Raw genomic sequence first — 14,754 nt, 5'->3', positions numbered from 1 at the left:
ACCTGATCAGGTGGTTTTTTTGTGTGCCGTTTTAAATCAGAACAGTTGAACCGAAGGCTTCTCTTTGGAGATGGTTTCGGTCTGCCCGGTCCTTTCGTACCAGCCGCCGCCGAGGGCCTTGTACAGGTTGACCTCGCTGGTCAGCTGCGACAGGCGATCGGTGATCAGCGTTTGTTGCGCACTGAACAACGAGCGCTGGGCGTCGAGGAAGGTCAGGTTGCTGTCGATACCGATCCGGTAGCGACGCTCGGCCAGACGGTAGTAGTCCTGGTTGGCCGCGACGAAGTCTCGTTGCGCCTGGAGCTGCTCGTCGTAGGTCTTGCGCGAAGCCAGGCCGTCAGACACTTCCTGGAAGGCGGTTTGAATCGCCTTCTCGTAGTTGGCGACGCTGATTTCTTTCTGGATCTTCGAGTAGTCCAGGCTGGCGCGCAGGTTGCCGGCGTTGAAGATCGGGATATTGATGCTCGGCTGGAACAGCCAGGTTCCCGAGCCTCCCTTGAACAGGCCGGACAACTCAGTGCTGCTGGTCCCGGCACTGGCCGTCAAGCTAATGCTCGGGAAGAACGCTGCGCGTGCTGCGCCAATGTTGGCGTTGGCGGCCTTGAGCGAGTGCTCGGCTTGCAGAATGTCCGGACGACGCTGCAGCAGGTCGGACGGCAGGCCAGCCGGCATTTCGGTTAGCATGTCGGAATCCAGCAATTGGCTGGCTGGCAGGTTGTCGGGCAGCCCGGTGCCGAGCAGCAGCACCAGACTGTTCTGATCCTGTGCAACCAGACGCTCGTACTGAGCCAGTTTGGCACGCGCGCTTTCGACGGCGGTGCGCGACTGGCTCAGGTCCAGTGCCGAAGAAACGCCGACTTCGCTGGCGCGCGAGGTCAGACGGAAGCTTTCTTCGTAGGTCTTCAGGGTGTCCTGCGTTAGCTTGAGCAGTTCCTTGTCGGCCTGCCAGGTCATGTAGGCATTGGCGACGCTGGCCACCAGACTGATCTGGGTGCTGCGACGCGCTTCTTCGCTGGAGAAGTAGGTCTCCAGCGCCTGCTCGCTGAGGCTGCGCACCCGGCCAAAGAGGTCCAGCTCGTACGAGCTGACACCCAGCGTTGCCGAATAGCTGCTGGTGATGCCTGCCTGACCGGTCTGCGACTGTTCGGCTGGCACGCGTTGACGAGTACCGCTACCTGTCGCCGAAACAGCAGGGAACAGGTCCGAGCGCTGAATACGGTACTGGGCACGGTAGGCGTCAATGTTCAGCGCCGCGACCCGCAGGTCACGGTTGTTGAGCAGTGCAGTCTGAATCAGCTGTTGCAGCGCCGGATCATTGAAGAAGTGCCGCCAGCCTTGCTCCGCAGCGGCCATTTTGGCGCCTTCGACCGGCGAGTAAGCCGGCCCTTGCGGGTATTGAGCGGCGACCGGTGCTTGCGGCTGCTTGTACTCGGGGATCAAAGAGCAGCCGCCGAGAATGAACGCGGTAACTGCAAGAGAGATCAATGACTTGCTCATTGGCCAGCCTCATCGTGTGAAATATGTTTCTTCTTGCTCTTGAAGAGCCCTGAAACCGAGACAAAGAACAGGGGCACCCAGAAGATCGCCAGGATAACGGCCGTGATCATACCGCCAATTACACCAGTACCGATCGAATGTTGACTACCTGAACCTGCGCCCGTGGAGATTGCCAGCGGCACAACGCCGAGGATAAACGCCATGGACGTCATGATAATCGGGCGCAGACGCATACGGCACGCCTCGATTGCCGAGTCGACCAGGCTCTTGCCCTGCTCGTGCAGCTCTTTGGCGAACTCGACAATCAGAATGGCGTTCTTCGCCGCCAGCCCCACCGTCACCAGCAACCCGACCTGGAAGAACACGTCGTTGGACAGGCCGCGCAGGCTGGTCGCCATTAGTGCACCGATAACCCCCAGCGGCACCACGAGGATGACCGCGATCGGAATCGACCAGCTTTCATACAGCGCCGCCAGACACAGGAATACCACCAGCAACGACAGCGCGTAGAGGGCAGGGGCCTGTGAACCGGACAGACGTTCCTCGTAGGACAGACCGGTCCACGAGATGCCGATACCTTGCGGCAGCTTCTTGGCCAGCGCCTCGACTTCGTTCATCGCGTCGCCGCTGCTGTAGCCAGGGGCTGGAGTACCGAGTACTTCCTCTGCCGCCACGCCGTTGTAGCGTGACAGTTTCGGCGAGCCGTAGGACCATTTGCCGCTGGCGAAGGCCGAGAACGGCACCATTTCACCCGAGCTGTTGCGCACGTACCACTTCTTGAGGTCTTCAGGCGTCATACGGGCACCCGCATCGCCCTGGATGTACACCTTCTTCACACGGCCACGGTCGATGAAGTCATTGACGTAGCTGCCACCCAACGCGATGGACAGTGTGTTGTTGATGTCCGACAGGGTAATGCCCAGCGCACTGGCGCGTTCGTCGTCGATGATCAACTGGTATTGCGGCTCGTCGTTCAGCCCGTTCGGGCGCACGCCTGCGAGAATCTTGCTCTGCGCTGCCATGCCGAGGAACTGGTTACGCGCTTCCATCAGTTTGTCGTGACCCACGCCGCCCTGATCCTGCAGGTAAACGTCGAAACCTGTGGCGTTACCCAGCTCGAGAACAGACGGTGGAACGACCGCGAACACCATTGCGTCGCGCAGGCTGAAGAAATAGCCCTGAGCGCGCTTGGCCAGTTCAAAGACGCTGTTGTTGGAGTCACGTTCTTCCCACGGCTTGAGCATGACGAACGCAATCGCCGAGCTTTGGCCGCGGCCCGCAAAGTTGAAGCCGTTTACCGAGAACACCGACTTCACTGCGCCGCTTTCCTTGGTCAGCAGGTATTCACGCATGTTGTCGATGACTTCCTGCGTACGCTCGGTCGAGGAGCCTGCCGGGGTCTGAATCTGGGCAAAGATGACGCCCTGATCTTCTTCCGGAAGGAATGCGGCCGGGATACGCATGAACATCCAGACCATGCCTGCGCAGATCAGGATATAGCCCAGATAAGCCGGCCATTTGTGCTTGAGCATGTTGCCGACGCCACGTTCGTAGCTCAGAACGCTGCGGTCGAAGGTGCGGTTGAACCAGCCGAAGAAACCACGTTTTGGCTGGCCGTGGGTCTTCTCGTCGATAGGCTTGAGCATGGTGGCGCACAGCGCCGGGGTGAAGATCAGGGCGACAACCACCGACAGGGCCATGGCCGAGACGATGGTGATCGAGAACTGTTTGTAGATCACACCGGTAGAGCCGCCGAAGAACGCCATGGGCAGCAGAACCGCCGACAGCACCAGCGCAATACCGACCAGCGCACCCTGGATCTGAGTCATGGATTTGATCGTGGCGTCGCGCGGGGAGAGCTTTTCCTCCTCCATGACCCGCTCGACGTTTTCTACCACCACAATCGCATCGTCCACCAGCAAGCCGATGGCCAGCACCATACCGAACATGGTCAGGGTGTTGATGGTGAAGCCGAATGCCGCGAGGATGCCGAACGTTCCCAGCAATACCACCGGTACGGTCATGGTCGTGATGACCGTGGCGCGGAAGTTTTGCAGGAACAGGTACATCACCAGGAACACCAGCACGATCGCTTCGATCAGGGTGTGAACCACACCGTTGATCGATTCGCTGACCACTGGCGTGGTGTCATACGGGTACACCACTTTCATGCCCGGCGGGAAGAACGGCTCCAGCGACGAAACGGTCGCACGGATAGCCTTGGCGGTATCCAGTGCGTTGGCGCCGGTCGCGAGTTTGATCGCCAGACCCGATGCCGGTTTACCGTCGAACTGCGAGTCGGTGCTGTAGTTCTCTGCGCCCAGGCCGACAGTCGCGACGTCCTTGAGGCGAACCTGCGAGCCGTCGGTGTTGACCTTGAGGAAGATGTTGCCGAACTGCTCGGCGGTCTGCAGGCGCGTCTTGCCGATGATCGTGGCGTTCAGTTGCTGGCCGCTGATGGACGGCAGACCACCCAACTGGCCGGACGATACCTGAACGTTCTGCGCAGTGATCGCGTTTTTCACGTCCACCGGAGTCAACTGGAAGTTGTTCAGCTTGGCCGGGTCCAGCCAGATACGCATCGCGTACTGTGAACCGAAGACCTGGAAGTCACCCACACCGGAGGTCCGGGAAATCGGGTCCTGCATGTTCGACACGATGTAGTTGGCCAGGTCTTCCTTGCCCATGCTGCCGTCTTCGGACACCAGGCCGATGACCATCAGGAAATTCTTCACTGCCTTGGTCACGCGGATACCCTGTTGCTGCACTTCCTGTGGCAACAGCGGGGTCGCGAGGTTGAGCTTGTTCTGCACCTGAACCTGCGCCGTATCGGGGTTGGTGCCCTGATTGAAGGTCGCGGTAATAGTCATGCTGCCGTCGGAGTTACTTTCCGAGCTCACATAACGCAGGTTGTCGATACCGTTGAGCTGTTGCTCGATCACCTGCACCACAGTGTCCTGCACCGTCTGGGCAGAAGCGCCCGGATAGGTGACCTGGATACCGATGGCTGGCGGTGCGATGCTCGGGTACTGGTTGATCGGCAGGCTGGAAATCGACAGCGCACCGACCAGCATGATCACGAGGGCAATAACCCAGGCAAAAATGGGTCGATCAATAAAGAATTTCGACATGGGTTACTCCCCTTTGCTGCCTGCGGCTTTTTCAGTGGCCGGGGCAGGTGCCGGGTTTGCTCCTTTGACGTTGGTCGCTTCGGCGACTTTCACTTCGGCGCCTGGTTTGACGTACTGCAAGCCTTCGGTAATGACCCGATCACCTTCTTTAAGGCCGTCTTCGATCAGCCAGTCGCTGCCCACGGTGCGGTTGGCCACCAGCGTACGCATTTCAACCTTGTTGTCCTGGTTGACGATCATGGCGGTCGGCGTGCCTTTCAGGTCGCGGGTCACGCCTTGTTGCGGCGCCAGAATGGCTTTCGCACTGACGCCAGCCTGCAATTGCGCGTGGACGAACATGCCAGGCAGCAGGCGATGTTCCGGGTTCGGGAACACGGCGCGCAAGGTTACCGAGCCTGTGGTCTGGTCAACCGATACTTCGGAGAATTCCAGCTTGCCTTCCTGGCCGTAGACACTGTTGTCTTCCAGCGTCAGCTTGACCTTGGCCGCGTTGTCGCCAGCTTTCTGCAGCTTGCCGCTTTCCAGGTCATTGCGCAGTTTGAGCATGTCGGCAGACGACTGAACCACATCCACGTAGATCGGATCGAGCTGCTGGATGGTTGCCATCGCATCGGTCTGGGCGCTGCTGACCAGTGCGCCTTCGGTCACTGCGGAGCGGCCGATACGACCGGAAATAGGTGCCAGCACCTTGGTGTAGCGCAGGTTGATCTGGGCGGTCTGCAAGGCGGCCTGAGCTTCCTGCGTGGATGCTTGGGCGGTGTCGTATTCCTGACGGCTTACCGCTTGCTCGCTGACCAGTTGCTTGTAGCGGTCAGACATCGACTTGGCGGACTGCAGAGTCGCCTTGGCGCTGTTGGCATTGGCCTCATAGACAGCCGGGTCAATCTGATAAAGCTGCTGACCGGCTTTGACGTCGCCACCTTCGGTAAACAGACGTTTGAGAATGATGCCGTTGACCTGAGGGCGTACCTCGGCGACGCGGAATGCAGTGGTCCGGCCTGGCAGCTCGGTGGTCAGGGTATAGGGCTGTGCTTTGAGGGTAACGACGCCGACCTGAGGGGTTTGCGCAGGCGGGGCCGCCTGTTCCTTCTTGCTACAGCCACTGAGCAGGGTTGCCAGGGCGACGGCAGTGACCAGAACGGTAACAGCTGGCTTGAATTGCATGAAGATCCTCGGGGCAGGAGCCTGTTGTCTCAACAGTACGTTGAAGTGTTAAAAAATATTTCGGCTAGATAAGTAGCATGCTAAGGAATATACTTACATTCGCGGCTGTTTGTAAACACCCGCGGTGCGCATTCGGCCACTATTCACAGTGCCGACCGCCAATTCGGGACAAGGCGAGACAAATGCCGCCCGGTCATATCTCCAGGTCTGCCGCCAGACGCATGCCTGAGGTGAATTTTTTGAGGTTTTATTGCCATGGTTCGTCGCACCAAAGAGGAAGCTCAGATCACTCGCAGCCAGATTCTGGAGGCTGCCGAGCAGGCTTTTTATGAGCGAGGCGTCGCCCGCACCACGCTGGCTGACATTGCAACGCTTGCCGGTGTGACGCGAGGAGCTATTTACTGGCACTTCAACAACAAGGCCGATCTGGTTCAGGCAATGCTCGACAGCCTTCAGGAACCGCTCGATGAAATGGCGCAGGCCAGTCAGAGCGAAGAGGAAGAAGACCCACTGGGCTGTATGAGAAATCTTTTGATTCATTTGTTTCATGAGCTCGCACTGGACCCGAAAACCCGTCGCATCAATGAAATCCTGTTTCACAAGTGCGAGTTTACTGACGAGATGTGTGATTTTCGTCGTCAGCGCCAGGACAACGCCATACAGTGCCACGACCAGATCACTCTGGGGCTGAACAATGCCGTGCGCCAGGGGCAACTTCCCAAAGAGCTCGACACTGCCCGGGCCGCAGTCGCCCTGTTTTCTTACGTCAATGGCATTATTTATCAATGGCTGCTGGTTCCAGACAGCTTTTCATTGCCGGCAGAGGCCGAGCAACTGGTTGATGTGTGTCTGGACATGCTGCACTTTAGCCCTACGCTAAGAATCAGTAAGGCTTCCTGACTGAAGATGACAGGCCTTGGAGCATGCCGGTTCAGTCGGGCCGTTATCTCTCATACAAAGCCTAACTCCAATTCGTGTTTTTTATACAGTGTGTTTACCGACTGTTTACCCGTCCTGATCTATTGCACTCACCGATTGCTGTCGACCGGGTATTGATCCGACAAAATATTGTAGGAAGCGGGTAGGACATTTCCTGATACATGTAGCTGATTTCCCAAAGTAATTTCCGAGTATTGCCCCGCGGGAAAACTCCCTTCACTCTTCGGCTCCGAAAAGATCAGAAGAGAGGAAGGTTGCATGTTTTTGCCGAATCTTGCGCCTATGTGCCTTGAAGTCAGCGCCAGATCCGCTGAAGTGTACGAGCGTGGACAGGAGCGTGGCTTGCACGAGCGCAGGTCTGTGTCGGGCGTGATCGAAACATGCAAAGGGCATGCAGGCATAAGCGTAAATCTGGCTCTCTCGATCAAGGGGAGGGCAGAGCATGTCGGACACTACAACTGATGCTGTGAGGCTACTGGCCGGAGTCATGCAGCAATCCGAACGGGTTGCCATGGATTCTGAATTGGGGACGCCCGTCATTCGACTTGGGTTGATCACCACGCTGTATTTCCGCAATGGTCACACGCTGGAGATGAAGCGTCGGGTCGAAGCCTGCTTTTCGCGCTTCTATGACGCATTCAAGCCGAAACTCAAATGGCAGCTGTTCAAGCGCATGCGCCGCTTGAGCGCATCGGGGTTTGCGACGACCCGGCGTCAGGTTATCGAGAGCCCCCCGGATGAGCAGTTCATCTGGTCTATCGCCAGTGCGACCCAGGCCGAGGTCGCCATGTACAGCCTGTTTGTCATGAACACCCCACAGGGGCAGGCCGACAACGATCGCTCTTGCCTGAAAATGGTATTGCCCTGGTCCTGCCTGACCGAGCCTGACGGTTTGAAGAACTACGAGGACTGGCTCCGCTATCTAAGCAGCGAAGTGCAGGCCGAGCATGGTTTTGGCGGGCTCGCCTGTGTACTGCCTTGCGATGGGCACCAGTATTTACCCTGGGAGTATCGACTGGCTCAGGACTACATCGGGCTGATGGTCGATCCCGGCCCGCACATTGAAAGCCTGCGTTTGCTGGACCGTATAAAGGGTGTCAGCTGGTACACGGTGCTGGGCGAAGGGTTTGTCAGGCAGCTGGGAGGTAGCGACAGATTGCGGGGCGAGATGAGCGCGCACAGCGACATCGTGTTTCATAGCTATCGCAACGGGTTGATTATTCGGGCCGGTGCGGTGCCTGAGTTGGGTGGTCGAGGCCTGCCGCCGCCGCAACCCTATGTGACGGTCAACCGGATGATCAAACCGGTTCGCCTGCAGGACACCGGCAACCTTCATCCCTACCTTGCTCCCGGAATCGGCTTTACCGAGGAAACCACTGCGCAATGGTATGCGCGATTTGATGAAAAGCCGCTGCCGCCGGTTGATGCGGGGCAGGTATGCCCTCGATCAGGCTGCTGGTTCAGCAGCGCACAGTTTGGCTCTCGTCGACATTTCGACGAAGGTGAACTCATGCCAGCGTTCGCCCATATAAAAAGCAAGAAAACCCAGTGGTTTTGGGCCGGTATGCCGTCCTGAGCCTGCGCGTCGAGCTAATCCCGGCCTCGCAATAGCGTATTGGGCATTGCTACGGCTGCGGCAAGGCCGAGCAGCGAAATGGCCGCACTGGTGATCAGCAGATTTCTGAAGGTCAGCGCCAGTTCGGCTCGTAGTGTTTCCAGCGCCGGTCCGGTTGCTGCATTAAGACTGTCGAGCAGGACATTACCGGAACTGCCTTCGCCACCCAACGCTCCCGAGCCGGGCAGACCGACACCGGTATGCTGCAACATGGCCAGCAGCAGCGCCGACATCAATGCTACGCCTACTGCACCACCCAGCGAGCGGAACAGATTGGTTGTGCTGGTGGCTACGCCCATATCCCTCGGCTGAACCGAGTTCTGTGTGCCGACCAATGAGGTGGGGAACTGCATGCCGGTGGCGATGCCGGTAAGGATCATGAACAGGCTCATCGCTATCAGCGATTGGGGAGGCGTGAAGGCCATGCCCAGAATCGCGATGGGCATCAGCAACGCCCCGGTCAGGATAAGTGGTTTGTAGCGCCCGGTTTGCGCAGTGCGTCGCCCGGCGAAATAGGCACCCATCGGCATGCCGATCGCCAGCGGAAGCAGGTGCAGAGCGGCACTGTCTGCACCTCCGCCGGTGACGGTCTGGTAACGCAACGGCATCAGGACAATCAGGGAAATAGCCTGAAAGCTGGTAAAGAACACCGTGCACCAGCAAAGCACGGCACTTTTATTGGTGAACAGGTGCATGGGCAACAGGGGCTCGGCGGTGCGGCGTTCGTACCAGACGAAAATGCCCAGCGTCAGCAGGGCGGTGCCCAGTAACAGCTGAACCTCGAAATCGCCCAGACCATGCCCCTGACCAATTTCGGTAATTCCCAGCAGCAGCGCGGTCAGGCCGATGATCATCAGCACCGTACCCAGGTAGTCGATAATCGGTTTGCGCTGCGGCACCGGCAGGCCGACCAGGGTTCGATATGCAACGATCAGCGCGGCGGCCCCCAAGGGCAGATTGATCAGGAACACCCAGCGCCAGGAAAGGTATTCGGTCATCAAACCGCCCAACACCGGGCCCGCAACGCTGGCCAAGGCGTACATGCTGCTGAAGTAACCCTGATAGCGGCCCCGCTCACGAGGCGGAACAATGTCGGCGATGATTGCCTGGCTTACCGAAACCATGCCGCCTGCACCGATGCCTTGAAGGACGCGCGCCAGCACCAGCTGTTCCATGCTCTGCGCCATGCCACAGAATAAAGAGGCGAGGGTGAAAAGCCCCAGGCCGAACAGCATCAGTTTACGCCGCCCGTAAAGATCGCCCAGCTTGCCGTAGATCGGCACTGCAACGGTCAGGGAAACCATATACGCGGAAATGACCCACGCCAGCAGATCGATGTCCCTGAACTGGGCGGAAATGGCAGGCATCGAAACGGCAACGATGGTCTGATCCAGCGCGCTGAGCAATACCGCCATCATCAACGCAAACAGAATGCTGCGAATGGCCGGAGGCGTTTGAGTAAGACTGGTCAAGGCAAAACCTGATGGCAGTGTTGACCCGCCGCAAGTGTGGCGGGAGAGTCTGGCCAGTCTAATCCGATAGCTTGCTAATCGATAGCTGCCTTTGCTGAACGATGACGCAATTCATGCTCCGCAAGCGTCATCGCAAGGCGCTGAAGGTTGCGTCGGTCGGCACGCAATGGCCAAAGGTGCAACTGGCGACCTGTGGGGCCTGACGAGCCAGTTCGTTACGATAGGCCCCTGCGGTATATACCGCCAGGACCGCGAGAGCACCTATGACAACCATGCATTTTCTTGTTCTGACTTTCATGACGCACTCCTTACCTCGGCTACAGAGCAGTTTGAAAGAACTGATTAAAGTGTAGGACAAGGTTGGAGCTTGCGTCGGTAGTCATCATCTGTAGCTTGCTGCGTGACGAATGCGCTGGAAGACGCGCTAGAATTCGCGCTTTGATTTATGAGCAGGGTCCAGACGCATGGCACGCAAGGAATACAACGGGTTTGAAGTGGTGTCGGCAGTGATGCCTTCCGAGCAGGGGTACAACGCGGCAATTGCCATCAAGGCGCTGGGTGCCGGCGGAGCGCCGCGCTTTCATGCGCTGCTGCCGGACCAGAAGTTCAAGACTGCCGATGACGCCGACCTGGCCGCTGTACAGGAACTGCAGCGGCTGATCGACATTGATGCCGAGGGCGAACCGGTATGGGGCGATTCCTGATCAGGCGCCTGGGCGGAACATCTTGAACAGCGCTTCCGGCCCAAGCTGGAAGTAATCTGCAGGACCGCCGCCACGCAGGATCGGCTCGGCGGCTGCGGTGTCATAAACGCCGTCCTTGAGCAGGGATTTCTCGATGTGTACGGCTACCACTTCGCCCAGAATCAGCCAGCTGGGCACCAGTTCCTTGTCGGCGCGTTGCAATTGAATGATCTGCGTGACTTTGCATTCGAACGACACCGGCGTTTCAAGCACACGTGGGACCGATACGATATGGGAGGCCAGCGGCGTGAGGTTGGCCAGTTCGAACTCGCTGACATCCGGCGCTACGGGGGCACAGCTCTGGTTCATGGCTTCAGCCAGCGAGCGGGTCGCAAGATTCCAGACAAACTCACCGGTCTGCTCGATGTTATTGAGGCTGTCCTTGCGACCGACGCTGCAGAACCCAATGATGGGGGGCACATAGTTGAACGCATTGAAGAAACTGTAGGGTGCCAGATTCAATTTGCCGTTGGCATCCTGCGATGAAATCCAGCCGATCGGGCGTGGGCCTACAATCGCGTTGAACGGGTCATGCGGCAGGCCGTGACCCTTGGAAGGCTCGTAGGAGTAAATAGCGTCTGACATGCTCGATTCCTGATGGGCTCTAGAGAATGCGGACATAGTGCTGCGCATTTGCGGAGGATGCCAGAGCAGCGTGTATTTCACGCCTGCCAGACATGAAGAAGCCCGACATCGGCCGGGCTTGGGGTGTTGCGTGGGTTATCAGCCCAGACGATTGGCACCTACACGGTCTGCGCCATCGGCAGCCTGACGGTTTGCACCGACACGGTCCGCGCCATCAGCGGCCAGACGGTTGGCACCGACGTGGTCTGCACCATCGGCAGCCTGACGGTTTGCACCGACACGGTCTGCGCCGTCAGCAGCGACGCGAATTGAACCGACATTAGTGTGTTTGGTGCCGCCTTCAGCAACGATGGTCGAGCTGGACATATCGCTTTGAACAGTTGTGACTGGAAGTGCAAAGGCGCTTGAAGCCAGAACAGAGAAAGCCAGGCCGAAGATCAATTTAGTGGTTTTCATGATGATGTCTCCAATGAGTGTCGGGTGAGTTGTCATCCCGGTATGGAGGCAATGCTACGCGCCAGCGGATTATTAAGAAGTTAATCGGATTGCTAGCGACCATCGCTGAAAATGATAGTTGGCTGTGATGCTCTGATTTCGGGCCTCGCAGGCGATATTGCATTATTGGAGTGCATATTTTGAAAAATCTTGTAATAAACCCTCTTGACAAAATAGAAGCTTATTTTTTTCAATGTCTTATCGCTGGAAAATCCCAAAATTGCGCACTGTATTGAAACACTTTGTAGCAAGTGCCCACATCGTTTAAGGGGATGGTGATGGCGGTTGTATCGATGTAGCCGATATTGATGTTCCTCACACTGGCATGGGAGCGGCATGCCAACTCAGGCGTTGGCATGCCAGTCAGGGTCGTTAATCAAGGGCGATCAATCTGTCTCGATGCGCGAATGTTGGCGCGTGTCTTTCATGAAGACATACACCAGTAGCGAACAGGCGATGCACACGGTTACGTACCAGTAGTAGCCGGTTTCCATGCCGATGCTCTTGAATCACAGTGCGATGTATTCCGCAGTACCGCCGAAAATCGACACCGTGAGTGCATACGGCAGGCCGACACCCAGCGCACGCAATCAGGATCGGACGCCGCCCGACCTTGTCGGACAGGGCGCCAATCACCGGCTGCAACAGCATGAACAGAAACAGCGTCGCCGCTGATATCGAGGTCGAGTCGGTGATGCTCATGCCGACGGTGTTGACCAGATACTTCTGCATGTATGTGGTGTAGGTATAGAAAGCCAGGGTCCCGCCCATCGTCAGACCGACTACGGTCATCAGTTCCTTGGGATGACGCATCTATGTGCGCATCAGGCTTTCCTTGGCCTTTTCCTTGCGGGTGAACGACTCGGTTTCTTCCATGCCACGACGCAGAAACAGCGCGACGACTGCACACAGGGCACCGATGACAAACGGGATACGCCAGCCCCAGGCATACAGTTGCTCGGTGGTCAGCGTCTGCTGCAGCACGATCAACACGCCCAGCGCGATGAGTTGGCCGGAAATCAGCGTGACGTACTGGAAGCTGGAAAAGAAGCCGCGACGTTCCTTCGGCAAAAATCGCAGCGATGTTGAGCAACTGTGCGGTAGTGTCGCCCTTGGGGAAGAACGCTTTGGCGAAGTACCGCGAGAAAGCGGCGTAGACGTACCATTCGTACCGCTCGACCATGTTGCCGACCGAGCCACTGAAAATGGATTTTAAACGGCTGGAAGTGGTTTTTGGCTGGCGATGCTGGCAGCCGGCCCGTTGGAGGCGGGATTGGAAGTTTCCATGGTGTTCCTTGATTTCATTATTTATTTTTAGAAAGGGGCATGCGCTGCCCTGACCAGTTCCATAGCAGGAGCTGTGCCACACCATAGGGGCTTGTTCCAGAGCGGTCGAGCCGTTTGATGAGCAAGAATCCGCTTGTCTGTACAAAATAGATAAGCGGATTCTTGCCGATAAGTGCTCAAGCGAGGTTAGTGACCGCGTGCAGGCCCGAACACAATCACGCCTACCACGAAGGCGAGCATCAGACCCAGAACGATCATGATTGCCTTGAAGGTATTTCTGACGCAGAAGGCCTTCACGCTATCCCAGCCTCCGGTCCTGACGGAGATGGCGTCCTGAAAACCTGAAATCCGGTACGGCGACAGCACGATCCATAGCAGCAGGATAGCGCCATACAGCGCTGCCAGTACGGGCCCTTTCTGTACACAGACATAGCCTAGCGTGACGATCGGAATACCGTGGCGCAGCGCCAGCGCCTGATAACCGGGCCAGCTCAGGTAGTCGGGCAGCAAGCGCGCACTCCAGCGCATATCCACCGGCTTGATACGTTCAGCGAAAGGGCGCCAGAACGACATGAATATGTGGATGACAAGCAAGAGGAAAACCGGCGCGGTCAGCGCAATGCCAGCTATTTCGTACCAGGTGGCTTTGCTGCTGGAAGGGTCCAGTGATGCCGTCGTGAAGATTGTCAATGCGCCGAAAAAATAGGCTCTGAGGTTGGGATTGAATGACACCTGCTCAGGCAATTTACGCCAGGATTGTACGTCGGCGTCCGGGAACTCTTGCATGGCATCCGGGAACCGGTGAGTCAGGTCGGACGCCAGTTTTTCGCAGGCTTGCCACAGCTCTTGATTGCCGTGCCTTGCCAGTCGCAGCCTTTCATCCAGGGGTGGCGGTTGCAGAAGAAGACGCGCAGCAATGGCCTCGGGACTGTCTTGTGAGGCTGCGAGCAGTTGCTGCTGGCGGGCGACGAATGCCTTCTTTTCACAGCGCTGGACCAAATTCATCCACAGGGAAAGCGGCCCTGCATACACGTCATGTTTCTGATCCCAGGCAAAAAGGCTGCTCAAGCGTTCGAACAGGGCAGGCGACCAGTCATGGTTGTTGAGCAGCAGTGTCATGGTCCACTGCTCAAGTTGCTCCTGGCGATCAAATGATGTTAGCCATGGCTGCTGCCGGAGTGCCTTGAGCGCATCGAGAAAGGCACGTTCCTCGTTGTTTTCGAGCATTGCATGAAATGACTCTAGCGAGCTGTCCAGCAGTGCCTGGGTCAGCCGATGCGACTGATGAGTCCTGAGCTGCACTTTTTGCCAAGGTGTCAGCCAGTGCAGTTGTTCGACGGCGGCCTTGATCAGCGCCTGATTGTCCTCCGGGTCCAGCAGGCAACGCCGGGCCAGATGTTGCTGGAAGAGCTCATCGCAGCCCTGGTCCTGCGCGATCTGACGTTGTGAATGCAAATTTTCCGGTGTGGTCTGACACGCTTGCTCATACCAGCTCAACTCTACTGCCGGGCGGGCAGGAGGCTCGGTCATGTCGAATGCCGAGTGTACCTGTCGATGGTCCGGCCGGACTACCAGCGCAGGCTCATCAAGGGGCAGCGATTCGGGGAATTGGCCAGCAGCTGACCACACGTCACTGCCCTCATCGTCGTCTTCGCCACGATTTCTTGCCCAGTCCAGCGCCTGCTCGTAAGCATCGCGCAGAGCCTGAAAGGCAACCGGGTCGTCGTCGGGGCGCGTGATTTTCAAGAGCCTGGCGTATTGACGCTTGATGCTGCGCTCGTCGGCATCATGGCCCAGATCCAGTACGCTCCAGCAATCCATTGCCG

The 14,754-nt window shown here is 57.7% G+C and carries 11 protein-coding genes and 1 pseudogene; 3 read left to right on the top strand and 9 right to left on the bottom strand.

Features of this window, described 5'->3' with window-relative positions; genetic code table 11:
* Positions 1 to 36: 36 nt before the first annotated feature.
* The 3 genes from RGM3321_RS13595 to RGM3321_RS13585 are packed head-to-tail and all read right to left on the bottom strand — an operon-like array spanning position 37 to position 5,792.
* Positions 37 to 1,497, bottom strand: a complete 1,461-nt coding sequence (locus RGM3321_RS13595) for an AdeC/AdeK/OprM family multidrug efflux complex outer membrane factor (RefSeq protein WP_244393461.1) — start codon at positions 1,495 to 1,497, stop codon at positions 37 to 39.
* Positions 1,494 to 4,628, bottom strand: coding sequence for an efflux RND transporter permease subunit (locus tag RGM3321_RS13590; protein ID WP_244393460.1), 3,135 nt, complete (start codon positions 4,626 to 4,628; stop codon positions 1,494 to 1,496). The genes RGM3321_RS13595 and RGM3321_RS13590 overlap by 4 nt, the downstream gene beginning before the upstream one ends.
* A 3-nt stretch (positions 4,629 to 4,631) precedes the next feature.
* On the bottom strand, positions 4,632 to 5,792 hold the full coding sequence (locus RGM3321_RS13585; protein ID WP_244393458.1) for an efflux RND transporter periplasmic adaptor subunit: 1,161 nt from the start codon (positions 5,790 to 5,792) through the stop codon (positions 4,632 to 4,634).
* A gap of 255 nt (positions 5,793 to 6,047) precedes the next feature.
* On the opposite strand from RGM3321_RS13585, the gene RGM3321_RS13580 reads away from it, so the two are divergent.
* Complete coding sequence (locus tag RGM3321_RS13580) at positions 6,048 to 6,692, top strand: TetR family transcriptional regulator (protein WP_244393457.1); 645 nt, start codon at positions 6,048 to 6,050, stop codon at positions 6,690 to 6,692.
* Positions 6,693 to 7,173: 481 nt separating this feature from the next.
* Positions 7,174 to 8,307, top strand: coding sequence for a DUF3396 domain-containing protein (locus RGM3321_RS13575; RefSeq protein ID WP_244393456.1), 1,134 nt, complete (start codon positions 7,174 to 7,176; stop codon positions 8,305 to 8,307).
* A gap of 14 nt (positions 8,308 to 8,321) precedes the next feature.
* On the opposite strand, the gene RGM3321_RS13570 is transcribed toward RGM3321_RS13575, so the two are convergent.
* The gene (locus RGM3321_RS13570) at positions 8,322 to 9,818 is read right to left on the bottom strand and encodes an MDR family MFS transporter (protein WP_244393455.1); all 1,497 of its coding nucleotides are present in this window, start codon (positions 9,816 to 9,818) and stop codon (positions 8,322 to 8,324) included.
* Positions 9,819 to 9,945: 127 nt separating this feature from the next.
* On the bottom strand, positions 9,946 to 10,116 hold the full coding sequence (locus RGM3321_RS13565; protein WP_244393453.1) for a hypothetical protein: 171 nt from the start codon (positions 10,114 to 10,116) through the stop codon (positions 9,946 to 9,948).
* A gap of 166 nt (positions 10,117 to 10,282) precedes the next feature.
* Between RGM3321_RS13565 and RGM3321_RS13560 the strand changes: the two genes are divergently transcribed.
* Entirely contained in the window at positions 10,283 to 10,522 is a 240-nt protein-coding gene (locus tag RGM3321_RS13560) for a hypothetical protein (RefSeq protein WP_057404449.1), read from the top strand.
* Here the strand turns inward: RGM3321_RS13560 and RGM3321_RS13555 are convergent, their stop codons facing one another.
* The 4 genes and pseudogenes from RGM3321_RS13555 to RGM3321_RS13540 all read right to left on the bottom strand — a co-directional run bounded on the left by RGM3321_RS13555 (position 10,523) and on the right by RGM3321_RS13540 (position 14,749).
* Positions 10,523 to 11,146 (bottom strand): flavin reductase family protein, encoded by a 624-nt coding sequence (locus RGM3321_RS13555; RefSeq protein WP_244393451.1) that lies wholly within the window; start codon positions 11,144 to 11,146, stop codon positions 10,523 to 10,525.
* 138 nt (positions 11,147 to 11,284) lie between these two features.
* Complete coding sequence (locus RGM3321_RS13550; RefSeq protein WP_244393449.1) at positions 11,285 to 11,602, bottom strand: hypothetical protein; 318 nt, start codon at positions 11,600 to 11,602, stop codon at positions 11,285 to 11,287.
* Positions 11,603 to 12,027: 425 nt separating this feature from the next.
* Positions 12,028 to 12,941: pseudogene (locus RGM3321_RS13545) on the bottom strand (MFS transporter).
* 173 nt (positions 12,942 to 13,114) lie between these two features.
* On the bottom strand, positions 13,115 to 14,749 hold the full coding sequence (locus RGM3321_RS13540) for a J domain-containing protein (protein ID WP_244393448.1): 1,635 nt from the start codon (positions 14,747 to 14,749) through the stop codon (positions 13,115 to 13,117).
* Between the last annotated feature and the right edge of the window lie 5 nt (positions 14,750 to 14,754).

The sequence above is a fragment of the Pseudomonas sp. RGM 3321 genome, from assembly GCF_022836805.1.
In the GTDB taxonomy this organism is placed as follows: domain Bacteria; phylum Pseudomonadota; class Gammaproteobacteria; order Pseudomonadales; family Pseudomonadaceae; genus Aquipseudomonas.
This window is presented reverse-complemented; position numbering and strand designations above follow the sequence as displayed.